This is a genomic window from Pseudomonas sp. CFSAN084952, from assembly GCF_009648855.1.
In the GTDB taxonomy this organism is placed as follows: Bacteria; Pseudomonadota; Gammaproteobacteria; order Pseudomonadales; family Pseudomonadaceae; genus Aquipseudomonas; species Aquipseudomonas paracarnis.
The window spans coordinates 994,408-1,016,023 of sequence record NZ_CP045767.1; the positions used below are offsets into that span (position 1 = coordinate 994,408).

The 21,616-nt window shown below is 54.7% G+C and carries 17 protein-coding genes; all 17 read left to right on the plus strand.

All coding sequences use genetic code 11. The features are described 5' to 3' along the window. Window positions 1-80: 80 nt before the first annotated feature. The 17 genes from mtnA (at window position 81) to GH769_RS04730 (ending at window position 21,572) form a co-directional block, all read left to right on the plus strand. Window positions 81-1,151 (plus strand): S-methyl-5-thioribose-1-phosphate isomerase, encoded by a 1,071-nt coding sequence (gene mtnA, locus GH769_RS04650; RefSeq protein WP_032902667.1) that lies wholly within the window; start codon window positions 81-83, stop codon window positions 1,149-1,151. 424 nt (window positions 1,152-1,575) lie between these two features. Continuing rightward, a complete protein-coding gene (gene gyrA / locus GH769_RS04655) occupies window positions 1,576-4,230 on the plus strand; it encodes a DNA gyrase subunit A (protein ID WP_014717617.1) in 2,655 nt (884 codons plus the stop codon). 242 nt (window positions 4,231-4,472) lie between these two features. Next, window positions 4,473-5,558, plus strand: a complete 1,086-nt coding sequence (gene serC, locus GH769_RS04660) for a 3-phosphoserine/phosphohydroxythreonine transaminase (protein ID WP_019820637.1) — start codon at window positions 4,473-4,475, stop codon at window positions 5,556-5,558. After that, complete coding sequence (gene pheA / locus GH769_RS04665; protein ID WP_032902668.1) at window positions 5,558-6,652, plus strand: prephenate dehydratase; 1,095 nt, start codon at window positions 5,558-5,560, stop codon at window positions 6,650-6,652. The genes serC and pheA overlap by 1 nt, the downstream gene beginning before the upstream one ends. A 9-nt stretch (window positions 6,653-6,661) precedes the next feature. Next, the gene (gene hisC, locus GH769_RS04670) at window positions 6,662-7,774 is read left to right on the plus strand and encodes a histidinol-phosphate transaminase (protein WP_032902670.1); all 1,113 of its coding nucleotides are present in this window, start codon (window positions 6,662-6,664) and stop codon (window positions 7,772-7,774) included. A gap of 28 nt (window positions 7,775-7,802) precedes the next feature. Continuing rightward, window positions 7,803-10,013 (plus strand): bifunctional prephenate dehydrogenase/3-phosphoshikimate 1-carboxyvinyltransferase, encoded by a 2,211-nt coding sequence (locus GH769_RS04675; protein WP_032902672.1) that lies wholly within the window; start codon window positions 7,803-7,805, stop codon window positions 10,011-10,013. Next, the gene (gene cmk, locus GH769_RS04680) at window positions 10,010-10,699 is read left to right on the plus strand and encodes a (d)CMP kinase (RefSeq protein WP_153649487.1); all 690 of its coding nucleotides are present in this window, start codon (window positions 10,010-10,012) and stop codon (window positions 10,697-10,699) included. The genes GH769_RS04675 and cmk overlap by 4 nt, the downstream gene beginning before the upstream one ends. A gap of 120 nt (window positions 10,700-10,819) precedes the next feature. Continuing rightward, window positions 10,820-12,505 (plus strand): 30S ribosomal protein S1, encoded by a 1,686-nt coding sequence (gene rpsA / locus GH769_RS04685; RefSeq protein ID WP_003189774.1) that lies wholly within the window; start codon window positions 10,820-10,822, stop codon window positions 12,503-12,505. A gap of 160 nt (window positions 12,506-12,665) precedes the next feature. Next, on the plus strand, window positions 12,666-12,950 hold the full coding sequence (locus tag GH769_RS04690) for a hypothetical protein (protein ID WP_014717621.1): 285 nt from the start codon (window positions 12,666-12,668) through the stop codon (window positions 12,948-12,950). A gap of 130 nt (window positions 12,951-13,080) precedes the next feature. Then, window positions 13,081-13,377 (plus strand): integration host factor subunit beta, encoded by a 297-nt coding sequence (gene ihfB / locus GH769_RS04695; protein ID WP_003189779.1) that lies wholly within the window; start codon window positions 13,081-13,083, stop codon window positions 13,375-13,377. A gap of 24 nt (window positions 13,378-13,401) precedes the next feature. Further along, a complete protein-coding gene (locus GH769_RS04700; RefSeq protein ID WP_014717622.1) occupies window positions 13,402-13,632 on the plus strand; it encodes a LapA family protein in 231 nt (76 codons plus the stop codon). Window positions 13,633-13,957: 325 nt separating this feature from the next. Beyond that, entirely contained in the window at window positions 13,958-15,262 is a 1,305-nt protein-coding gene (locus tag GH769_RS04705) for a Wzz/FepE/Etk N-terminal domain-containing protein (RefSeq protein WP_014717623.1), read from the plus strand. A gap of 410 nt (window positions 15,263-15,672) precedes the next feature. Further along, window positions 15,673-16,545 carry a glucose-1-phosphate thymidylyltransferase RfbA gene (rfbA, locus tag GH769_RS04710; RefSeq protein WP_014717624.1) on the plus strand — a complete coding sequence of 291 codons (873 nt, stop codon included), beginning with the start codon at window positions 15,673-15,675 and terminating at the stop codon, window positions 16,543-16,545. Between the two features lie 193 nt (window positions 16,546-16,738). Beyond that, window positions 16,739-17,875, plus strand: a complete 1,137-nt coding sequence (rffA, locus tag GH769_RS04715) for a dTDP-4-amino-4,6-dideoxygalactose transaminase (protein ID WP_014717625.1) — start codon at window positions 16,739-16,741, stop codon at window positions 17,873-17,875. 45 nt (window positions 17,876-17,920) lie between these two features. Then, window positions 17,921-19,186: an O-antigen translocase gene (locus GH769_RS04720; protein ID WP_108538534.1), complete on the plus strand. Its 1,266-nt coding sequence runs from the start codon at window positions 17,921-17,923 to the stop codon at window positions 19,184-19,186. Window positions 19,187-19,207: 21 nt separating this feature from the next. Beyond that, window positions 19,208-20,467 (plus strand): glycosyltransferase family 4 protein, encoded by a 1,260-nt coding sequence (locus GH769_RS04725; protein ID WP_020302495.1) that lies wholly within the window; start codon window positions 19,208-19,210, stop codon window positions 20,465-20,467. Window positions 20,468-20,525: 58 nt separating this feature from the next. Continuing rightward, complete coding sequence (locus GH769_RS04730; RefSeq protein ID WP_231125704.1) at window positions 20,526-21,572, plus strand: hypothetical protein; 1,047 nt, start codon at window positions 20,526-20,528, stop codon at window positions 21,570-21,572. Window positions 21,573-21,616 lie beyond the last annotated feature (44 nt).

Below are 21,616 nucleotides of genomic sequence, written 5' to 3' on the forward strand. Positions count from 1 at the left end.
GAAGGGCGAAGTATACCCGAGCGTCCTGGCTGGCGGATCGCTATAATCGGCGGCTTTTGTTCATGAGTGCGGGGTAAGGGATGCGCGACCGACTGTTGGCTGCAGACAAAGTGAAGGCCATCGAATGGCGTGATGGCGCGCTGCACCTGCTCGATCAGCGCGTTTTGCCGTCCCGGACGCACTGGGTGGCCTGCAGTACCGTTGAGTCGGTGGCCGACGCCATTCGCACCATGGTGGTGCGGGGCGCGCCGGCTATCGGCATCTGCGCCGCCTATGGCTTGGTCCTGGCCGCCCGCGAGCGTATCGCCGAGGGTGGTGACTGGCAGGCTGCATGGGAAGAAGACTACGGCTTGCTGGCCCATACCCGACCGACCGCATCGAACCTGTTCTGGGCCTTGCAGCGCATGCGCGACCGCCTCGACCGCCTCAAGCAGCACGCCGACCCGCTGGTGGCGCTGGAAGCCGAAGCCGTCGCGATCCATGAGAGCGACCGGGAGGCCAACGTGGTCATGGCCCAGTTGGGCATGGAGCGGATTCGCAAGCACCAGGGCAATGCCCAGGCGATCCTCACCCATGGCAACGCCGGGGCGTTGGCCTCCGGCGGCGTTGGCACAGCCCTCGGGGTGATTCATGCCGCGTATCTGGAGGGGCTGGTCGAGCAGGTCTATGTCAATGAAACCCGCCCCTGGCTGCAAGGCTCCCGTCTTACAGCGTGGGAGTTGGCGGGCCAGGGCATCCCGGTGGCGGTGAATGCCGACTCCGCCGGGGCGCATATCCTCAAGACCAAAGGCGTGACCTGGGTGGTGGTGGGGGCTGACTGTATTGCGGCCAATGGCGATGTGATCAGTAAGATCGGCACTTATCAGTTGGCCGTGTGTGCCATGCACCATGGCGTGCGCTTTATGGTGGTGGCGTCGAGTTCGACCCTCGATTTGATGGTGGCTACGGGGGAGGATGTTGCGCTGGAGCAGCGCGATATGGGTGAGTTGCTTGAGGTGGATGGGCAGCGGTTGGATATCGCGGCGTTTAACCCTGTGTTTGATGTGACCCCTGCGGACCTGATCGACGTGATCGTCACCGAAAAAGGCATTGTCGAGCGGCCAGACACTGCCAAACTGGCCAAGTTGATGTGTCGTAAGCGCCTGCATTGAGGGTGTCGGTGGCTGTGGGGGCTCTATCGCAGGCAAGCCAGCTCCCACCTTCAACCGTGTTCACACATCAAAGGTGGGAGCTGGCTTGCCTGCGATTGGCCCTTGAAGTCAATAAAACGTCTGCATTCCACCCTCGCAAAAAAGCACCATCGCGCCTCTGAGCCCCTCTCGTCCCCTTCAAGCCTGTCATCCGTCAAATTACTAGCCTCCATGCGCATCAGGGGGATAGGTGCGTGGCGGCGATTGTGATAACATCCGGCGGTTTCCAGGGCTGCCCCGAGGGGTGGCCTATAACGTGCAGATCCGTGTCATAACTCGTTGATTTGTCGTAAGTCGTTGTCAGGCACCGTGCCGGCAGCGGCGAGCTTCGTTCGTCCCGAATGGATGTGACGAGGTTTCACCCGAAAAAGGAATCAGGCTTCTCATGGGCGAACTGGCCAAAGAAATCCTCCCGGTCAATATCGAAGACGAGCTGAAACAGTCCTACCTCGACTACGCGATGAGCGTAATTGTCGGTCGGGCACTGCCTGATGCGCGCGATGGCTTGAAGCCCGTGCACCGGCGTGTGCTGTTCGCGATGAGCGAGCTGGGTAACGACTGGAACAAGCCGTACAAGAAATCTGCCCGTGTTGTCGGTGACGTGATCGGTAAGTATCACCCTCACGGCGACACTGCGGTGTACGACACCATCGTTCGTATGGCGCAGCCGTTTTCCCTGCGCTACCTGCTGGTAGACGGCCAGGGTAACTTCGGTTCGGTGGACGGCGACAACGCCGCGGCCATGCGATACACCGAAGTGCGCATGACCAAGCTGGCGCACGAGCTACTGGCCGACCTGCATAAAGAAACCGTGGACTGGGTGCCGAACTACGACGGCACCGAAATGATCCCGGCTGTCATGCCCACCAGGATTCCCAACCTGCTGGTCAACGGTTCCAGCGGTATCGCCGTGGGCATGGCCACCAACATCCCGCCGCACAACCTCGGTGAAGTCATCGACGGTTGCCTGGCCCTTATCGACAACCCTGAGCTGACCGTCGATGAGCTGATGCAATACATTCCCGGCCCGGACTTCCCGACCGCCGCGATCATCAACGGTCGCGCCGGCATCATCGAAGCCTACCGCACCGGCCGTGGGCGCATTTACATGCGCGCCCGCTCGATCATCGAAGACATCGACAAGGTCGGTGGCCGCCAGCAGATCGTCATCACCGAACTCCCTTACCAGTTGAACAAGGCACGCCTGATCGAGAAGATCGCCGAGCTGGTTAAAGAGAAGAAGCTGGAAGGCATCACCGAGCTGCGCGACGAGTCCGACAAAGACGGCATGCGCGTGGTCATTGAGCTGCGCCGCGGCGAAGTGCCGGAGGTGATCCTCAACAACCTCTACGCCCAGACCCAGCTGCAAAGCGTGTTTGGTATCAACGTGGTTGCCCTGATCGACGGCCGCCCGCGCATCCTGAACCTCAAGGACCTGCTGGAAGCCTTCGTGCGTCACCGTCGCGAAGTGGTCACCCGCCGTACCGTGTTCGAACTGCGCAAGGCCCGCGAGCGCGGCCATATCCTGGAAGGCCAGGCGGTTGCGTTGTCGAACATCGACCCGGTGATCGCCCTCATCAAGGCCTCGCCAACCCCGTCGGAAGCCAAGGAAGCGCTGATCAGCACACCTTGGGAATCCAGTGCCGTGGTCGCGATGGTTGAGCGCGCTGGCGCCGACTCGTGCCGCCCCGAGACCCTGGACCCGCAATACGGTCTGCGTGAAGGCAAGTACTTCCTGTCGCCAGAACAGGCCCAGGCTATCCTGGAACTGCGCCTGCACCGCCTGACTGGCCTTGAGCACGAGAAGCTGCTGGCCGAGTACCAGGAGATCCTCAACCAGATCGGCGAGTTGATCCGCATCCTCAGCAGCGCTGTGCGCCTGATGGAAGTGATCCGCGAAGAACTGGAAGTGATCCGCGCCGAATACGGCGACGTGCGCCGCACCGAAATCCTCGATGCGCGCCTGGACCTGACCCTGGGTGACATGATCCCGGAAGAAGAGCGCGTGGTGACCATCTCCCACGGTGGCTATGCCAAGACCCAACCGTTGGCGGCCTACCAGGCCCAGCGTCGTGGCGGTAAAGGTAAATCGGCTACCGGCGTGAAGGATGAGGACTACATCGCTCACCTGCTGGTCGCCAACAGCCACACCACGCTGCTGCTGTTCTCCAGCAAAGGCAAGGTGTACTGGCTCAAGACCTACGAAATCCCGGAGGCCTCCCGCGCTGCCCGTGGTCGTCCGTTGGTCAACCTGCTGCCGCTGGACAGTGACGAATACATCACCACCATGCTGCCGGTCGAGGAATACACCGAAGGTCACTTCATCTTCATGGCCACCGCCAAAGGCACCGTGAAGAAGACCCCGCTGGAATCCTTCAGCCGTCAACGCAGCGTGGGCCTGATCGCCTTGGAACTGGACGAAGGCGACGTGCTGATTTCCGCAGCCATCACCGATGGCGAGCGCGAAGTCATGCTGTTCTCCGATGGCGGCAAGGTCACACGCTTCAAGGAATCCGACGTACGAGCCATGGGCCGTACCGCCCGCGGTGTACGCGGCATGCGCCTGCCGGAAGGGCAGAAGCTGATTTCGATGCTGATCCCGGAAGAAGGCAGCCAGATCCTCACCGCTTCCGAGCGTGGTTATGGCAAGCGCACCGCCATCAGTGAGTTCCCGGAGTACAAGCGTGGCGGCCAGGGCGTGATCGCCATGGTCAGCAACGACCGCAACGGCCGTCTCGTCGGCGCGGTGCAGGTGCTCGACGGCGAGGAGATCATGCTGATTTCCGACCAGGGCACCCTGGTGCGTACCCGTGTGGCGGAAGTGTCGAGCCTGGGCCGTAACACCCAGGGCGTGACCCTGATCAAGCTGGCCAAGGACGAAAAACTGGTCGGCCTGGAGCGTGTGCAGGAGCCTTCGGAAGTCGAAGGCGAAGAGCTTGAAGGTGAGGAATTCGAAGGCGAGGTGATCGCAGCTGGCGATGACAACGTTGACGAGCCAACCCTCGACGCTGCCGCAGACGAAGAAGAACCGCAGGAATAAGCGGACACACAGGGGGCGGATGAAGATTCGCCCCCTTGTTGTTTGTCCCCTATGAAACACAGCGCCCTTTGCCTGGACGCGGTCCATGTGGGAGCTGGCTTGCCTGCGATGCAGGCGCCTCGGTCATTCAGTGATACCGCGGCGCTGCTATCGCAGGAAAGCCAGCTCCCACAGATGTCCGCTCCAGAATGAGGGCGTTGCTGACATGATTGCAGCCCCACCAGATCAGAGTGAGATTGGATGTGAGCAAGAGAGCCTATAACTTCTGTGCCGGTCCCGCGGCGCTTCCTGAAGCAGTCCTGCAGCGTGCGCAGGGTGAACTCCTCGACTGGCATGGAAAAGGCCTCTCCGTGATGGAAATGAGCCATCGCAGCGATGAGTTCGTGTCCATCGCCAACAAGGCCGAGCAGGACCTGCGCGACTTGCTGGACATCCCATCCCATTACAAAGTGCTGTTCCTGCAAGGTGGTGCGAGCCAGCAGTTCGCCCAGTTACCGCTGAACCTGCTGCCAGAAGGCGGGACTGCCGACTATATCGACACCGGTATCTGGGGTCAGAAGGCTATCGAAGAAGCCTCGCGCTACGGCCATGTCAACGTGGCAGGCACCGCCAAGCCCTACGACTACTTCGCCATTCCCGGTCAGAACGAGTGGAAGCTGTCCAAAGACGCGGCCTACGTTCACTACGTCGCGAACGAAACCATCGGTGGCCTGGAATTTGATTGGGTGCCGCAAGTAGGTGACGTTCCGCTGGTGTGCGACATGTCCTCGGACATCCTCTCGCGTCCGATCGATGTGTCCAAATACGGCATGATCTACGCCGGCGCGCAAAAGAACATCGGCCCAAGCGGCATCCTGGTCAATATCATCCGCGAAGACCTGCTGGGCCGCGCCCGTTCCCTGTGCCCCACTATGCTCAACTACAAGGTCGCGGCCGATAACGGCTCGATGTACAACACCCCGCCGGCGTTTGCCTGGTACCTGTCGGGCCTGGTGTTCGAATGGCTCAAGGAGCAGGGTGGTGTGGCGGCCATGGGTAAGTTGAACGAAGAGAAGAAGCGCACCCTGTACGACTTCATCGACGCCAGCGGCTTGTACAGCAACCCGATCAACCTCACTGATCGCTCGTGGATGAACGTGCCGTTCCGCCTGGCGGACGACCGCCTGGACAAGCCGTTCCTGGCTGGCGCCGACGAGCGCGGCCTGCTGAACCTCAAGGGCCACCGCTCGGTGGGTGGCATGCGCGCCTCCATTTATAACGCCGTCGACATCCACGCCATCAATGCGCTGGTTGCCTACATGGCAGAGTTCGAGAAGGAACACGGCTAATGTCTGAGCAAGAACTCAAGGCCCTGCGCGTACGCATTGACAGCCTGGACGAGAAGGTCCTGGAGCTGATCAGTGAGCGTGCGCGCTGCGCCCAGGAAGTAGCCCGGGTGAAAATGGCGTCGCTGGCGGAAGGCGAAGTGCCGGTGTTCTACCGCCCCGAGCGTGAAGCCCAGGTGCTCAAGCGTGTGATGGAGCGCAACAAGGGCCCGTTGGGCAACGAAGAGATGGCGCGGTTGTTCCGTGAAATCATGTCCTCGTGCCTGGCGCTGGAGCAGCCACTGAAAGTGGCTTACCTCGGCCCTGAAGGCACCTTCACCCAGGCGGCAGCCATGAAGCACTTCGGCCATGCGGTAATCAGCAAGCCGATGGCGGCCATCGACGAAGTCTTCCGTGAAGTCGCGGCCGGTGCGGTGAATTTTGGCGTGGTGCCAGTGGAAAACTCCACCGAAGGCGCGGTCAACCACACGCTGGACAGCTTCCTCGAGCACGACATGGTGATCTGCGGTGAGGTGGAGCTGCGTATCCACCACCACCTGCTGGTGGGTGAAAACACCAAGACCGACAGCATCAGCCGTATCTACTCCCATGCCCAGTCCCTGGCCCAGTGCCGCAAGTGGTTGGACGCCCATTACCCGAATGTCGAGCGCGTGGCGGTGTCCAGCAACGCCGAGGCGGCCAAGCGGGTCAAGGGTGAGTGGAACTCGGCGGCGATTGCCGGCGATATGGCTGCCGGCCTGTACGGCCTGACGCGCCTGGCCGAAAAGATCGAAGATCGCCCGGATAACTCCACGCGCTTTTTGATGATCGGCAGCCAGGAAGTGCCGCCGACCGGCGACGACAAGACCTCGATCATCGTCTCCATGAGCAACAAGCCCGGCGCGCTGCATGAGCTGCTGGTGCCGTTCCACGACAACGGGATTGACCTGACGCGCATCGAGACTCGTCCTTCGCGCAGCGGTAAGTGGACCTACGTATTCTTTATCGACTTCATGGGCCATCACCGCGACCCTCTGGTCAAGGGCGTGCTGGAGAAAATCAGTCAGGAAGCCGTGGCACTCAAGGTGCTGGGCTCTTACCCGAAAGCGGTTTTGTGAGGCTTTGACATGAGTGGCAACTTCCTCGCCCTGGCGCAGCCGGGCGTGCAACAACTCTCGCCTTACGTTCCAGGCAAGCCTGTGGACGAGTTGGCCCGTGAGTTGAATCTGGACCCGTCCAAGATCGTCAAACTGGCGAGTAACGAAAACCCGCTGGGCCCGAGCCCCAAAGTGTTGGCGGCGATTCGTGAAGAGCTGGCCGAGCTGACCCGTTATCCCGATGGCAACGGTTTTGCCCTCAAGTCGCTACTGGCGGACAAGTGCCGGGTCGAGTTGAATCAAGTGACCTTGGGCAACGGCTCCAACGACATCCTTGAACTGGTCGGCCGTGCCTACCTGGCGCCAGGTTTGAATGCGGTGTTCAGCGAACACGCGTTTGCGGTCTACCCGATTGTGACTCAGGCGGTGGGGGCGGATGCTCGCGTGATTCCTGCCAAGGACTGGGGCCATGACTTGCCGGCGATGCTGGCGGCCATCGATGCCCAGACTCGCGTGGTGTTTATCGCCAACCCGAACAACCCGACCGGCACCTGGTTTGGCGAGCAGGCACTGAACGAATTCCTGCAGGACGTGCCGGCGCATGTGCTGGTCGTGCTGGACGAAGCCTACATCGAGTACGCCGAAGGCAGCGACCTGCCCGACGGCCTGGATTTCCTCGCGGCCTACCCGAACCTGCTGGTGTCGCGTACGTTCTCCAAGGCTTATGGTCTGGCGTCGTTGCGGGTCGGTTATGGCTTGTCCACGCCTGTGGTGGCCGATGTGCTGAACCGCGTGCGCCAGCCGTTCAACGTCAACAGCCTGGCCCTGGCGGCCGCCTGTGCGGCGGTGAAGGATGCCGAATACCTGGAAGAAGGCCGTCGCCTCAACGAAAGCGGCATGCTGCAATTGCAGGAAGGCTTTCGTGAGCTGGGCCTGGGCTGGATTCCGTCCAAGGGCAACTTCATCTGCGTCGACCTCGGCCAAGTGGCCGCGCCGGTGTTCCAGGGCTTGCTGCGCGAGGGTGTGATCGTACGCCCGGTAGCCAACTACGGGATGCCGAACCACCTGCGTATCACCATCGGTTTGCCGGCTGAGAACAGCCGCTTCCTTGAGGCGCTGGCCAAGGTTCTGGCCCGTGGTTGATGTCACTGCATTGCAACCTGCTGTGCCTATGATCGGTCGCCTGGTGGTGGTCGGACTGGGGTTGATCGGTGGTTCCTTCGCCAAAGGCCTGCGTGAAAGCGGGCTATGTGGCGAAGTGGTGGGGGTGGACCTCGACCCGCAATCGCGCACGTTGGCGGTGGAGTTGGGGGTGGTGGACCGCTGTGAGGCGGACCTGGCCGTTGCGTGCCAGGGCGCGGATGTGATCCAGCTTGCCGTGCCGATCCTGGCCATGGAGAAGTTGCTGGCGGTACTGGCGGGCATGGACCTCGGGCAAGCGATCCTTACCGATGTGGGTAGCGCCAAAGGCAACGTGGTGCGCGCGGCACGATTGGCGTTTGGTGGCATGCCGCCGCGCTTTGTGCCGGGTCATCCCATCGCGGGTTCCGAGCAGAGCGGGGTGGAGGCCTCCAATGCGCAGTTGTTTCGTCGGCATAAGGTCATCCTGACGCCGCTTGCGCAAACCGATCCCACGGCGTTGGCGGTGGTGGATCGTCTCTGGCGCGAGCTGGGCGCGGATGTGGAGCATATGCAGGTCGAGCGTCACGACGAAGTGTTGGCAGCCACCAGCCACTTGCCGCATCTGCTGGCATTTGGCTTGGTGGATTCTTTGGCCAAGCGCAACGAGAACCTCGAGATTTTCCGTTACGCCGCCGGCGGCTTCCGCGATTTTACGCGGATTGCCGGCAGCGATCCGGTGATGTGGCACGACATCTTCCTCGCCAATCGCGAAGCGGTGTTGCGCACCCTGGACACCTTCCGCAGTGATCTCGACGCCTTGCGCGACGCGGTGGATGCGGGAGACGGCCATCAACTGCTGGGCGTGTTCACCCGGGCACGGGTGGCGCGTGAACATTTCAGCAAGATTCTCGCACGCCGGGCCTATATGGAAACCGCAGTGAACACCGATGATCTGACCTTCATCGCCAGCCCGGGTGGCCGCTTGAGCGGGCGCATCCGCGTGCCGGGTGACAAGTCGATCTCCCATCGCTCGATCATGCTGGGCTCGTTGGCCGAGGGTGTGACCGAGGTGGAAGGCTTCCTTGAGGGTGAGGACGCCCTGGCGACCTTGCAGGCCTTTCGCGACATGGGCGTGGTGATCGAGGGCCCGCACCATGGGCGCGTGACCATTCACGGTGTCGGCCTGCAGGGCCTGAAGGCAGCGCCGGGGCCGATCTACGTGGGCAATTCCGGCACGTCGATGCGCCTGTTGGCCGGTGTATTGGCGGCGCAGCGCTTCGACAGCGTGTTGACCGGCGATGCCTCGCTGTCCAAGCGCCCGATGAGCCGCGTGGCCAAGCCGCTGCGTGAAATGGGCGCGATCATCGAGACCGGGCCGGACGGGCGTCCGCCACTGAGCATTCGTGGCGGGCAATCGCTCAAAGGCTTGAACTATGTACTGCCTATGGCCAGTGCCCAGGTGAAATCCTGCCTGTTGTTGGCGGGGTTATACGCTGAGGGTAAAACCTCGGTGACCGAGCCCGCACCGACCCGCGACCACACCGAGCGCATGCTGCGCGGCTTTGGCTACCCGGTGGCGGTGCAGGGCGCGACGGCGTCGCTGGCGTCGGGGCATGGGTTGACCGCTACGCGTATTGAAGTGCCAGGGGATATCTCGTCTTCGGCGTTTTTCCTGGTGGCGGCCTCGATTGCCGAAGGCTCCGAGCTGTTGCTGGAGCATGTCGGTATCAACCCGACCCGCACCGGTGTGATCGACATCCTGCGGCTGATGGGGGCTGATATCACCCTCGAAAATCAGCGTGAGGTGGGCGGCGAGCCGGTTGCGGATTTACGTGTGCGTGCTGCTGCGCTCAAGGGCATCGAGATTCCAGAGGCCCTGGTGCCGTTGGCGATTGATGAGTTTCCCGTGCTGTTTATTGCCGCAGCCTGTGCTCAGGGGCGCACTGTTTTACGCGGGGCCGAAGAGCTGCGCCTCAAGGAGTCCGATCGCATCCAGGTGATGGCCGACGGTCTGTTGGCTCTGGGCGTGAAGTGTGAACCCACGCCTGATGGGCTTATCATTGACGGTGGCCCGATGGGCGGCGGTGAAGTGCATGCCCATGGCGATCATCGGATTGCCATGGCGTTCAGTGTGGCTTCCCTGCGGGCGACGGCGCCTATTCGTATCCTTGACTGCGCCAATGTTGCTACGTCTTTTCCGAACTTTCTGACACTGTGTGCCCAAGTCGGCATCCGTGTTGCCCAAGAGGCTCAATTGTGAATATCAAAGCACCGGTGATTACCATCGACGGGCCTAGCGGCTCGGGCAAAGGCACAATCGCTGGCATTCTGGCCAAGCGCCTGGGTTGGTGCCTGCTGGATTCTGGCGCGCTGTATCGCCTGCTGGCGTTCGCTGCGCACAACCATGGTGTGGACCTGACCAACGAAGAGCTGCTGACGAAACTTGCCGCCCATCTGGATGTGCAGTTCATTGCGGCGACCGAGGGTCAGTTGCAGCGCATCATTCTGGAAGGTGATGAAGTCAGCGATGTGATTCGCACCGAAAGTATCGGCGCGGGCGCCTCCCAAGTGGCCGCGCTGCCTGTCGTGCGCGAGGCGCTGCTGCAGCGCCAGCGCGCATTCCAGGAGGCGCCGGGCCTGGTGGCCGATGGCCGCGACATGGGCACGGTGGTGTTTCCCGAGGCGCCGCTGAAGATTTTCCTGACCGCCAGCGCCGAGGAACGGGCACGCCGCCGATACTTGCAGTTGAAGGGCAAAGTCGATGGTGTTAGTCTGTCGAGTCTGCTAGATGAGATCCGTGCACGCGATGAGCGTGATACCCAGCGTGCGGTAGCCCCGCTCAAGCCGGCGGCTGACGCCATACAGCTGGATTCCACGGAGCTATCCATCGAGCAGGTGCTGGAACGCATCATGAGTGAAATCGCCATTCGCGATATCGCCGGGTGATCAAGAAGGCCGCAGGGGACCAGTCATAGTCCTGCGGTGGCTTCTTTTAACTGAAACTGACCCACACCGTCTGGGGTGTGGAGATGGGCGTATTCTTCGCCCTTATCAACAGGAATTAAAATGAGCGAAAGCTTTGCGGAACTCTTTGAAGAAAGCCTAAAAACCCTGAACCTTCAGGCAGGCTCCATCATCACCGGTGTTATCGTTGATATCGATTACCAAGCTCGCTGGGTAACCGTTCACGCTGGTCTGAAGTCTGAAGCTCTGATCCCGCTGGAACAGTTCTACAACGATGCTGGTGACCTGACTATCAATGTCGGTGACGAAGTTCACGTTGCTCTGGACTCGGTTGAAGACGGTTTCGGTGAAACCAAGCTGTCCCGTGAAAAAGCCAAGCGCGCTGAATGCTGGATTGTTCTCGAAGCAGCCTTCGCAGCTGAAGAAGTGGTCAAGGGCGTTATCAACGGTAAGGTTAAAGGCGGCTTCACTGTCGACGTTAACGGCATCCGTGCGTTCCTGCCAGGTTCTTTGGTCGACGTTCGTCCAGTGCGCGACACCACGCACCTGGAAGGCAAAGAACTGGAATTCAAAGTCATCAAGCTCGACCAGAAGCGCAACAACGTTGTCGTTTCCCGTCGCAGCGTGCTGGAAGCAGAGAACTCCGCCGAGCGTGAAGCTCTGCTGGAATCCCTGCAGGAAGGCCAACAAGTCAAAGGTATCGTCAAGAACCTCACCGATTACGGCGCATTCGTCGATCTGGGTGGCGTCGATGGCCTGCTGCACATTACCGACATGGCTTGGAAGCGTATCAAGCATCCTTCCGAAATCGTCAACGTTGGCGACGAGATCGATGTCAAGGTTCTGAAGTACGATCGTGAGCGTAACCGCGTTTCCCTGGGCTTGAAGCAGCTGGGCGAAGATCCATGGGTTGCTATCAAAGCTCGTTACCCAGAAAGCACCCGCGTAACCGCGCGTGTTACCAACCTGACCGACTACGGCTGCTTCGCAGAGCTGGAAGAAGGCGTGGAAGGCCTGGTACACGTTTCCGAAATGGACTGGACCAACAAGAACATCCACCCTTCGAAAGTCGTACAAGTCGGCGACGAAGTGGAAGTTATGGTTCTGGACATCGACGAAGAGCGTCGTCGTATCTCCCTGGGCATCAAGCAGTGCAAATCTAACCCATGGGAAGATTTCTCTGGCCAGTTCAACAAGGGCGATAAAATCTCCGGCACCATCAAGTCGATCACCGATTTCGGTATCTTCATTGGTCTGGACGGCGGCATCGACGGCCTGGTTCACCTGTCCGACATCTCCTGGAACGAAGTTGGCGAAGAAGCTGTTCGTCGTTTCAAGAAGGGCGACGAGCTGGACACCGTTATCCTGTCGGTTGACCCAGAGCGCGAGCGCATCTCCCTGGGTATCAAGCAACTGGAAAGCGATCCGTTCTCCGAGTACGTTCAAGAGAACGACAAAGGCGCCATCGTTAAAGGCACTGTGAAAGAAGTTGACGCCAAAGGCGCCATCATCGTTCTGGCCGACGATATCGAAGCGACTCTGAAAGCCTCCGAAATCAGCCGTGACCGCGTTGAAGACGCGCGCAACGTACTGAAAGAAGGCCAGGAAGTAGAAGCCAAGATCATCAGCGTTGACCGCAAGAGCCGCGTGATTCAGCTCTCCATCAAGTCGAAGGACGAAGTGGAAGAGAAAGAAGCTATCCAGAGCCTGAAAGAAGCTGCTCCGGAAGCTGCTGCTGACACCACCATGGCGGCACTGCTGCGCCAGGCAATGGCTAAGCAGAACTAAGTTCTGTAAAGCTGTAGAAAAAGGGCGACTTCGGTCGCCCTTTTTTGTGCCTGAAATTTGATGAAGCAACTGCACCGAACCAAGGCATTCAGCCCAATGTCAGAACTGACTATAGTCTTGAAAACGGCTATTTCGCGTTGCTGACTCAATAAGGGTTTGAATGAACAGAATTATCGTAATACTCGCCTTGCTCGTGCTTGCAGGCTGCTCCTCCACCAGTGCCAAGACCCACGCGAAGCGCGGCGTCAGCGGCATCGAGGTCGACTGCTCTGGCCTGGGCAACAAGTGGGAAAAGTGCGAAAAGCGCGCCGCCCGTGAGTGCAAGATGCAGGGCTACAAGGTTATTACCCGCTCCAGTGATGCGGAGGACGAAGAGGGCGACTACCTGTTCGGCTGGAACCCTGCTGGTGCGGTGACGCGGACCATGTTGGTGATCTGTAAGTAAGGGGTTGGCTGCTTGCTGAACGTGTTTATTCAGCCTCAGATAAGTTGACACATGGGCTGTTCAAATTCATCAACTCATGCTAAAACCTTCGGAGCGCTTTTCCTAGCTGCTTGAAAAAGAAGGGAAAAATATGACGAAGTCGGAGTTGATCGAACGAATTGTCACCCATCAAGGGCTGCTCTCATCCAAGGATGTGGAGCTGGCTATCAAGACCATGCTTGAGCAAATGTCCCAATGCCTGGCCACCGGAGATCGCATCGAAATCCGCGGCTTCGGCAGCTTCTCCCTGCACTACCGCGCACCGCGCGTAGGCCGCAACCCAAAAACCGGCCAGTCCGTCAGCCTCGACGGCAAATTCGTTCCCCACTTCAAACCGGGCAAGGAATTGCGCGATCGGGTGAACGAAGAAGAGGAAGAAGGCGTCTGAGTGTTTTTGGGAAAGGAGAAGGGTATGCGTGGGGTTAAGCGCGTTGTTGCGGTGTTGATTGCAGTGCTTGCGGCTTTGGTGGTTCTGGCGTTTGTGCTGGAGAACCAGCAGGGCGTGGCGCTGTCATTCCTGGGGTGGAGTACTGCGCAGATGCCGGTGGCGGTGTTTGTGGTTGTGGCTTTGATCGTGGGGATGGTGATTGGGCCGGTGTTGGCGGCATTTGTTCGTAGGCGTCCGAATAAGGCGATTGCCTAGAGGCCCTGGGAATAGAGGATTGATAGACCGTTTGTCAGAAAATTCTTTGTAATGGATCGGTTTGAGTTTTTCCCCGACTGCCCGCATGCTTAGCCTGGCTGGTTCAGACGGTTCCCCTTGAAAATCAGAATTTTCTTACATACATGTCAAGACTTGTAATATGTCGGAGAGATGGCAGAATGGAATCTGTTCTCGATAACGGGCATTTTGTGCGCTTAAAATTCGGCAGAGACGCTGTTTTTTGACGATTATCCAATTAGTATAAAAATACACAATTTTGTCTGCATAACGAGCCCGCAGTTTCTCTTGAAGGCAGGTTTTTGTTGTGAGTAGTAGTTTTCGCGCCCCCCCGGTTCCTCAGTTTGAAATCAGCTTTATGGCAGTTTCTGAGGCTGTCCTCAGGCAGAAGGTATTCATCGTTTTAGTCACTGCCGCGGTAGGCTTGGTTGCTTTGGCATACGCTTTTATCGCCACTCCTGTGTATCAGGTCAGCAGTGTGTTGAGACCTGCTGCTCTTAATGAGCTGGACGCCCTAAATCGCTCGGAGATTTACTCCCTGCCTCCTGGTGAGGCATTGACAAGAGTGGGCGCTGCGCTGGAGTCCTATGAAACTAGGCTTGGTTTCTTTCGCGAAAATCAGAAGCTCTTCAGGGCGTTCGAGCGTCCAGGTAGGACACTTGAGCAGAGCTTCGAGGAGTTCAATCGCAACTCGATCAGTTTGTCCCTCCCTGATCCAAAGAAAACAGATATTCTCAGTTCCTTCATTCGAATTGAGATGAATTACCCTAAAGATGTTGATGGCGTTTCCATCTTAAATGGATTTGTGAATTACGCTATAAATACGGAAAGAGAACATATAGCGGCAGACCTGAATGTTATTGTAAAAAATCGACTGAACGAATTGAATGGTAAACTTGATGCTGCGCGTTCTAATTATAATAATGACAAAGAAGCCAGAGTTGCCTCATTGCAAGAGTCCAATAACTTACGGCGTGCTCAACTACGCGATGAACTTAAGGCTCTTCGTGCTCAACTCAAGACAGAACGCTACGACCGAGTCGCGTATCTAAACGAGGCTATCGGCATCGCCAAGTCTTTGGGGATTCGTAAGCCAACTACACCTACCTCATTAGGTGAGGCGGATCGTGCGGGTTCGTCCACTACTATGCGAACCGAAGTCAATAATCAGCAGATCCCGCTTTATTTCATGGGGACAGAGGCTTTGGAGGCTGAGCGTAGTGTTCTGCAGCAGCGTAAATCAGACGACTTCACTGCTAAGAGGGTTGGAGAAATTGCCAAGGAATTGCAGTTGCTCGAAAATAATCGCGAAATTGAAATTTTAAATAGCCGCCAGAATGAAGATATTTTTCTTGCGGGCGTTCAGTCTTTGCGCGCCGAAGCTGTGCGGTTGCAGGGGCTCGCTATTGACATGAGTCGCTTAAAGTTGGTGACAATTGATAAGCAAGCTTTGGAGCCCATTAATCCAATCAAGCCCAATCGGAAGCTGATAATCATATTCGGTTTGTTATTAGGGGGTGTGCTCGGTATTGCAATTGTTGCCATCCGCTCTATCCTTAGCCAGCAGCGAGCTGCGAGACCTGTCTTGTTGGTAAGTAATACGGTTGTTTGAAGCTTGTGTCGGTTTGCCTGAAACTATCAGCTTGGTTTCAGGTGAACTCAATTTTTAATGCGATACATTATCCTTGAAAGCTTCGATACTTATTCATGGGTGTATATGTCAAATGGCGAGCGGTAGTGTTCCTATATTTGTCAGGCTCAGCCATGCTCGATTTTTATCGGCTTGTCTGGTTTTTCGAACGCGGCTTCAATAACTCTACTAGGCTTGTATTTGCTGTGCTGCACTTGCAATTGGCGCGAGCGCGCTCTGGCTCAGGTCCGAGGTGATGAAGGTGTGCCTTCGTACAACCGCGAAGTCTGACGTCGCCAGCATTTGCCCCCCCTGCACACTCGTTAGCAATATTCAAGGGCAGCACCGCTGCCCGATAATTTTATCGGCTTGACAAAGGAAGTTTAAAACCAATGAAAGGTATTGTTTTGGCGGGTGGTTCCGGTACGCGGCTTTATCCGATAACCAAAGGCGTCTCCAAGCAGCTGTTACCTGTATATGACAAGCCAATGATTTATTATCCATTGTCCGTCCTTTTTCTGGCGGGTATCCGCGATATCTTACTGATCAGCACACCCGTGGATATCGATGGCTTCAAGCGCTTGCTTGGCGACGGAAGTGATTTTGGCGTGAATATCAGCTATGCAGTTCAACCGCAGCCTGATGGCCTTGCTCAAGCTTTCATTATCGGCCAAGAGTTCATTGGCGATGATTCGGTGTGCCTGGTGCTAGGCGACAATATTTTTTATGGTCAAGGTTTCAGCCCGATGCTCCGTTCGGCTGCTGGGCAGGCGAGTGGCGCAAGCGTATTCGGTTATCAGGTAAAAGACCCGGAGCGTTTCGGCGTCGTAGAGTTTGACGAGCAAAAGCGTGCGATTTCGATCGAAGAAAAGCCGTCCAAACCCAAGTCCAATTTTGCCGTGACCGGACTTTATTTTTACGACAATGATGTTGTGGAAATAGCTAAGCAGGTGAAACCATCTCTTCGTGGGGAGCTGGAAATCACTAGCATCAATGAGGCCTACCTGAATCGAGGAGACCTTAGGGTGGAGCTTCTCGGACGTGGTTTTGCATGGCTCGATACAGGGACGCATGAAAGCCTGCTCGAGGCCGCCCATTTCGTTGAGACCCTGGAGAAGCGCCAAGGGTACAAGGTCGCATGCCTTGAAGAAATTGCCTTTACTAACGGCTGGCTGACGGCTAATCAGTTGGGTCAGATCGGAGAAAGTCTCAGTAAAAACGCTTACGGCCAGTATTTGCTAAGCATCGCACGAGAAAAAAAATAAGGTATACGCCGATCAACTCAGATCAGGCTTGCTGTGTGGCATAATTTTCCAGGCGCTGACTCAGCGCTTGGGATTTTTCAGAGCGTACCCTGAAAATGCTGAGTCGAGGCGCGAGCTGGTCGTATACTGGTCTGCTGAATATGGAAAAAAGCTAGACTTTTTGAGGCTTCGAACTGAGTTTTAAGAGAAAATGATGATTGCATTTAATAGACCACCCTACACTGGCAGTGAAGATCAATATGTTCTAGCTGCGATGAGAAGCGAAAAAATATCAGGTGATGGCGAGTATTCTGCCTTATGCAAAAATTGGTTTGAGGAGACGCTAGGCTGCGACAAATTCCTGCTGACGCCTTCCTGTACCCAGGCTTTGGAAATGGCGGCATTGCTGATCGATATCCAGCCCGGTGACGAAGTCATCATGCCGAGTTATACGTTTGTCAGCACCGCAAACGCTTTCGTGTTACGCGGCGCTCGTATTGTGTTCGTGGACGTGCGCCCCGATACCATGAATCTTGACGAGACCCTTATTGAAGCGGCCATTACGGACAAGACCAAGGCGATTGTCCCTGTTCACTACGCCGGTGTAGCGTGCGAAATGGATACGATCATGGATATTGCTCGGCGGCACGATCTATTCGTTATTGAAGACGCGGCACAAGCGATGATGTCAACTTATAAAGGGCGTCCGTTGGGCACGATAGGTCATTTGGCTGCCTTTAGTTTTCACGAAACCAAGAACTATACAAGCGCGGGTGAGGGCGGAGGCTTAATCATCAACGATGAGCGGTTTTCCTCGCGTGCTGAAATCATTCGTGAAAAGGGTACCAATCGCAATCAATACTTCCGAGGTATGGTTGATAAATACAGCTGGGTCGATGTAGGAAGTAGTTACCTTCCATCAGATATTCAAGCTGCCTATCTTTGGGGGCAACTCGATAATAGTATTCTGATTAATGAAACGAGATTGAAAATTTGGAACTCGTACAAGGTCGGCTTACAGGGTCTGGCGGAGGCAGGCAAGTTGGTATTGCCTACCATTCCGACCGATTGTGAGCACAATGGCCATATGTTTTATATTAAAGTCAGCGATCTCAGTACGCGAGCAGCGCTGCTGGCGCACTTGAAATCGGCAGGTGTTGGTGCCGTTTTTCACTATGTTCCGCTTCACTCGGCACTTGCAGGCGAGAAGTTCAGTCGATTTGAAGGTGTAGATCGTTTCACTACGGCTGAAAGCGAAAAGCTGATTCGTCTGCCAGTATGGTATGGATTGAGCGAACAGCAGGTCCAGACGGTTATAGCTGCGGTAACAAGCTTTTACGGCTCTCTCTGAGGCGGGTCTGTGTAATTGTAGTCTTATAACGCTCGGGTGGGTTTTGTGTCTGGTTTATATAGTGCCATGTGGACGGGGTTCGCTCATTTAACAAAAATACTTGCTGGATTCATCGTGCTAAAATTAGTAGCGGTGTATTTGGGAGCTGAAGGGCTGGGTAGCTTAGGCCAGTTAATGAGTTTAATTACCATCTTGTCTCTGATTGCGGGGGGAGGAATAACCAATGGCGTCATTAAATATGTAGCTGAATACAAAATCCTGCCACCGAAGATGCTCCATTTTGTATCTGGGGCATTTTCGTATGCATCGTATTTCTCTGTCGCCTTGTTGGTTATCTGCCTATTTTTCTCAGGCCCCCTTGCCAAAGTTATTATGGGGGATGTGAAATATTTTTGGATAATTATCTTAGTTGGTTTTGCCCAATATGGCTTTGCATTAACGAATTTGATAGTTGGCGTAGTTAACGGTTTAAAGGAGACAAGGGTTTTTGCGATCATCCAAATCGTTGGTGGTTTCTTGGCCATTCCCGTTGCCTGGGCACTCATTGCAAAGTTTGGTTGGAATGGTGCAGTTATCGCGCTCTGCGTGATAGTGGTTTCTCCGTTGCTCCCGGGTATAATGGTCTTTTTCAAGTCGAGCTTTAAAGGGCAAGTAAAATTATTGGCTCTGCGTCAGTTGCCAGTAAAGTTGTTGGCACCGTTTTCGCTTATGTTGTTTACCAGTGCGGTTGCTTTTCCGGTAGTCGAGATGGTGGTAAGGAATTATCTCATTACGAGTGAGGGGTATCATCAAGCAGGTCTATGGCAAGGTGCGATAAAGCTCTCAAGTGCCTACCTTGGTTTTTTTAGTATGTTTCTTGGGTATTATTTCATGCCCATGATATCCGAGCAGCATGATAAGAAAGTTATAGCACGGTTAGTGTTTAGATATCTGGCTTTTGTGATGCTGCTGTTTATCCTTGGCGGTACCGTTTTGTATGTTGGGCGATCTTTTTTTCTGGTGCTGGCTTTGTCGTCCGATTTCAAAGAGCTTGAAGAGTTAATCATATATCAATTGGCCGGTGATTTTTTTAGGATATCCGCATATGTGATCGGTTATGTGGCTGTGGCCAAAGCTGCCACGAAGCTCTATGTAGTAGCTGAGTTTTTTCAAAGCATTGTATTTTTAGGAGCAGTGTTCGCTGCATCATTTTTGTATAATGGTGTACAGGGAGTGATGCTCGGATACATGGCTACGTATATAATTTATTTCATCGTTTGTGTTGTGGGTTTCTGGATTTATCTAGGGAAATCAGTTCGGCGTCTTGAATAATAAATTGATATTGGAGATAGTATGAAAAAGGTCTTGTTTGTACAGTCGTCACTGGGGTTAGGGGGTATTGAGACTTTTTTCGTCCGCCTAGTTAAAGAGTTGAGCGCCAAAGGCGTACGCCCACAGTTTGTGTTTCTCTATAAAAAACTCATTAATCCAAAGCTGTTGATTGAGCTTCAAAAGTTTTCCGATGTCTATTATTGGCAAGATTTGTTGAGCCTTTCTGTCGACGGGGTGGGCGAGAAAGCAAAGCTGATGCTTCCGCTGAGCTCAAATAAGGTCGAAGCGCTGTTTTCCGACTGTGAGGCTATACACGTCTCTAATGCATTGACTTATCTGTGTGCTCAACGGCTCGCTTCCTGTTTATCTCAAAATCTTAAATGCGTATTTGGGATTTATCATGCTAACGAACTTTCATGGGGTGGAGACAAACTTCCAATTTACGAGAGCTACTTTCGAAACAAGCTGTTTGGCGCGCCGCCAATGATTTTATTTTTTAATCAGTCCTCCGTAGATAAAACCGCGAAGGCTAATAATTTCCCTGCGTACCCGTTTAAGCTGTTCCCCCTCGGAGTGGATATGCCGAGCCTTCGTGGCGAATCGAAGGTGTCAGGCGATAAGCTTCGACTTGTTTCAGTGGGGCGCCTTGTAGAGTTCAAGACCTACAATTTATATATGTTGGATGTTGCCCGAGAGCTAAAAGACAATGGCATCGACTTTACTTATAGTATCTTCGGTTCCGGACCTTTAAGCGAAATTATGGCCGCCAGGATTGCGGAGTTGAATTTGCAGGATAGCGTCATCCTCGAAGGCGATCTAGAATATTCGCGGCTTGATGAGGAACTCTCAACGCACCACCTGTTTATTGGTACAGGTACAGCTTTGCTGCATGCAGCAGCAAATGGACTGGCATGCATTACAGCTATTGAAAACGAACAAGCCGCCACATCCTATGGGTACTTTTCTGAACTGCCTGGATATGATTACCATGAGCAGGGCATGGATTTCGAAAAATTTAAGTTCTACGACTTGATCGCGCAATACAGTGTGCTTGATGCCGCAGATAGAGAGACATTGTCACAGCGGCATCTTGTGAGAAGCAAAGCGTTCAATATGAATGCCTGTGCGGATAATTTTGTTGATGCTTTTGAGACGTCTCCACCCATTAAAAAGTCGTCGTTTATATTTTACTCCTTCATGTTTCGTTTTGTTGCCTGTGAGCTCAGCGCGAAAATTACTTCTGGTGAAAGATATAGCAAAAAATATGAGCATGTTCTGTGATTACTAAAGACTCTGCGCTCTGTTTTTCTTCCGTTTGCTTGAGTGTCGGAGCATGGTGATGTTGTTTATCTTTATAGCGCTCGTCATTGTAAAAGTCGGCTTTTTCTTTATGTTTATCTCCAGTCCGACGACACTGTTTTCGGGCGGCAGCGATGCAGACTTCTATGACGCTTATGCCTTGGGTGAGGAATCTCTGACATCTAGCGTCTGGCCTGACTGGTTGAGAGCGCTGAATGAGGTAGGGCTCTATTCGCGGGTGGGCGTTAGTATTTTTTTGATGGTGCTGGGTGTCTTGGTCATTCCGATTTTGTGTGGCCGTCTTGCGTTGGTTAAAGGCTACCCCTACAAAACAAAGATTTACTTGGGCATTGCCATCGCTGTCAGTATGTATCCAACACTTTTTTACTATACGCTCGATATCTATCGAGACGTGTTCATGTTGTTCGTTTTTTTGTCGGGATTACTGTTTGTGAAATGGTCAATCCACTCTGAGTCTCCGTTGAAAAAGCTGTTCTATATGGTTGTTGTATTTGGCCACGGTTACTTACTTTATCTGTTTCGAGGGTACCTCGGTTTCGCGTTTTTGATTTCCTATTTTGGCTTTTTTATGTTTCGTGTGCGGAAATTGTCATTCTTTCTGCATGTGATCCCTATGCTTCTTGCGTTGAATGTTTTTTATATTTTGGGTTTTTTTGAGCCGCTAATGGCTTATAGAGGGCTGTTCGATGGTGTGGAGGGTGGTGCAAGTTTGGGGATTCGTTTCGACTCTGCGTTAATGTTTATCCCCGATTTTACACTAAACCTGCTTTACCAGTTGTTTGGTCTCTACTTCCCAAATATTATGGCAGTGTTTGTGTTTTTATTAGAAAGTATCCCTTTTTCGATAGCGTTTGTTTATGTTGTTAGGAATCGGATATACGCAAATTCTTTTGTTAACTTCATGTTTGTATTTTCGGTTGTTTACTCGATTATATGGTTGCTAGGTAATGATAATCTTGGTACGGCTATGAGGCTGCGTATGTATGCTTATGTCAGCTTTATCATCTGTAGTGTGATTATTTATCAGCGCAAGAAACTATTTCTACAAGGGCAAACTGCCAGCTGAACGTTGCGGGTAGAGTTTTAGTTGGGCCTCACTACAGCGGAGTT

Excerpts from the sequence above, each read along its gene's own strand:
- mtnA (WP_032902667.1), top strand. The coding sequence starts at position 81 with ATGCGCGACCGACTGTTGGCTGCAGACAAAGTGAAGGCCATCGAATGG.
- gyrA (WP_014717617.1), top strand. The coding sequence starts at position 1,576 with ATGGGCGAACTGGCCAAAGAAATCCTCCCGGTCAATATCGAAGACGAG.
- pheA (WP_032902668.1), top strand. The coding sequence starts at position 5,558 with ATGTCTGAGCAAGAACTCAAGGCCCTGCGCGTACGCATTGACAGCCTG.
- hisC (WP_032902670.1), top strand. The coding sequence starts at position 6,662 with ATGAGTGGCAACTTCCTCGCCCTGGCGCAGCCGGGCGTGCAACAACTC.
- GH769_RS04675 (WP_032902672.1), top strand. The coding sequence starts at position 7,803 with ATGATCGGTCGCCTGGTGGTGGTCGGACTGGGGTTGATCGGTGGTTCC.
- rpsA (WP_003189774.1), top strand. The coding sequence starts at position 10,820 with ATGAGCGAAAGCTTTGCGGAACTCTTTGAAGAAAGCCTAAAAACCCTG.
- GH769_RS04690 (WP_014717621.1), top strand. The coding sequence starts at position 12,666 with ATGAACAGAATTATCGTAATACTCGCCTTGCTCGTGCTTGCAGGCTGC.
- ihfB (WP_003189779.1), top strand. The coding sequence starts at position 13,081 with ATGACGAAGTCGGAGTTGATCGAACGAATTGTCACCCATCAAGGGCTG.
- GH769_RS04700 (WP_014717622.1), top strand. The coding sequence starts at position 13,402 with ATGCGTGGGGTTAAGCGCGTTGTTGCGGTGTTGATTGCAGTGCTTGCG.
- rfbA (WP_014717624.1), top strand. The coding sequence starts at position 15,673 with ATGAAAGGTATTGTTTTGGCGGGTGGTTCCGGTACGCGGCTTTATCCG.
- rffA (WP_014717625.1), top strand. The coding sequence starts at position 16,739 with ATGATTGCATTTAATAGACCACCCTACACTGGCAGTGAAGATCAATAT.
- GH769_RS04725 (WP_020302495.1), top strand. The coding sequence starts at position 19,208 with ATGAAAAAGGTCTTGTTTGTACAGTCGTCACTGGGGTTAGGGGGTATT.
- GH769_RS04730 (WP_231125704.1), top strand. The coding sequence starts at position 20,526 with ATGTTGTTTATCTTTATAGCGCTCGTCATTGTAAAAGTCGGCTTTTTC.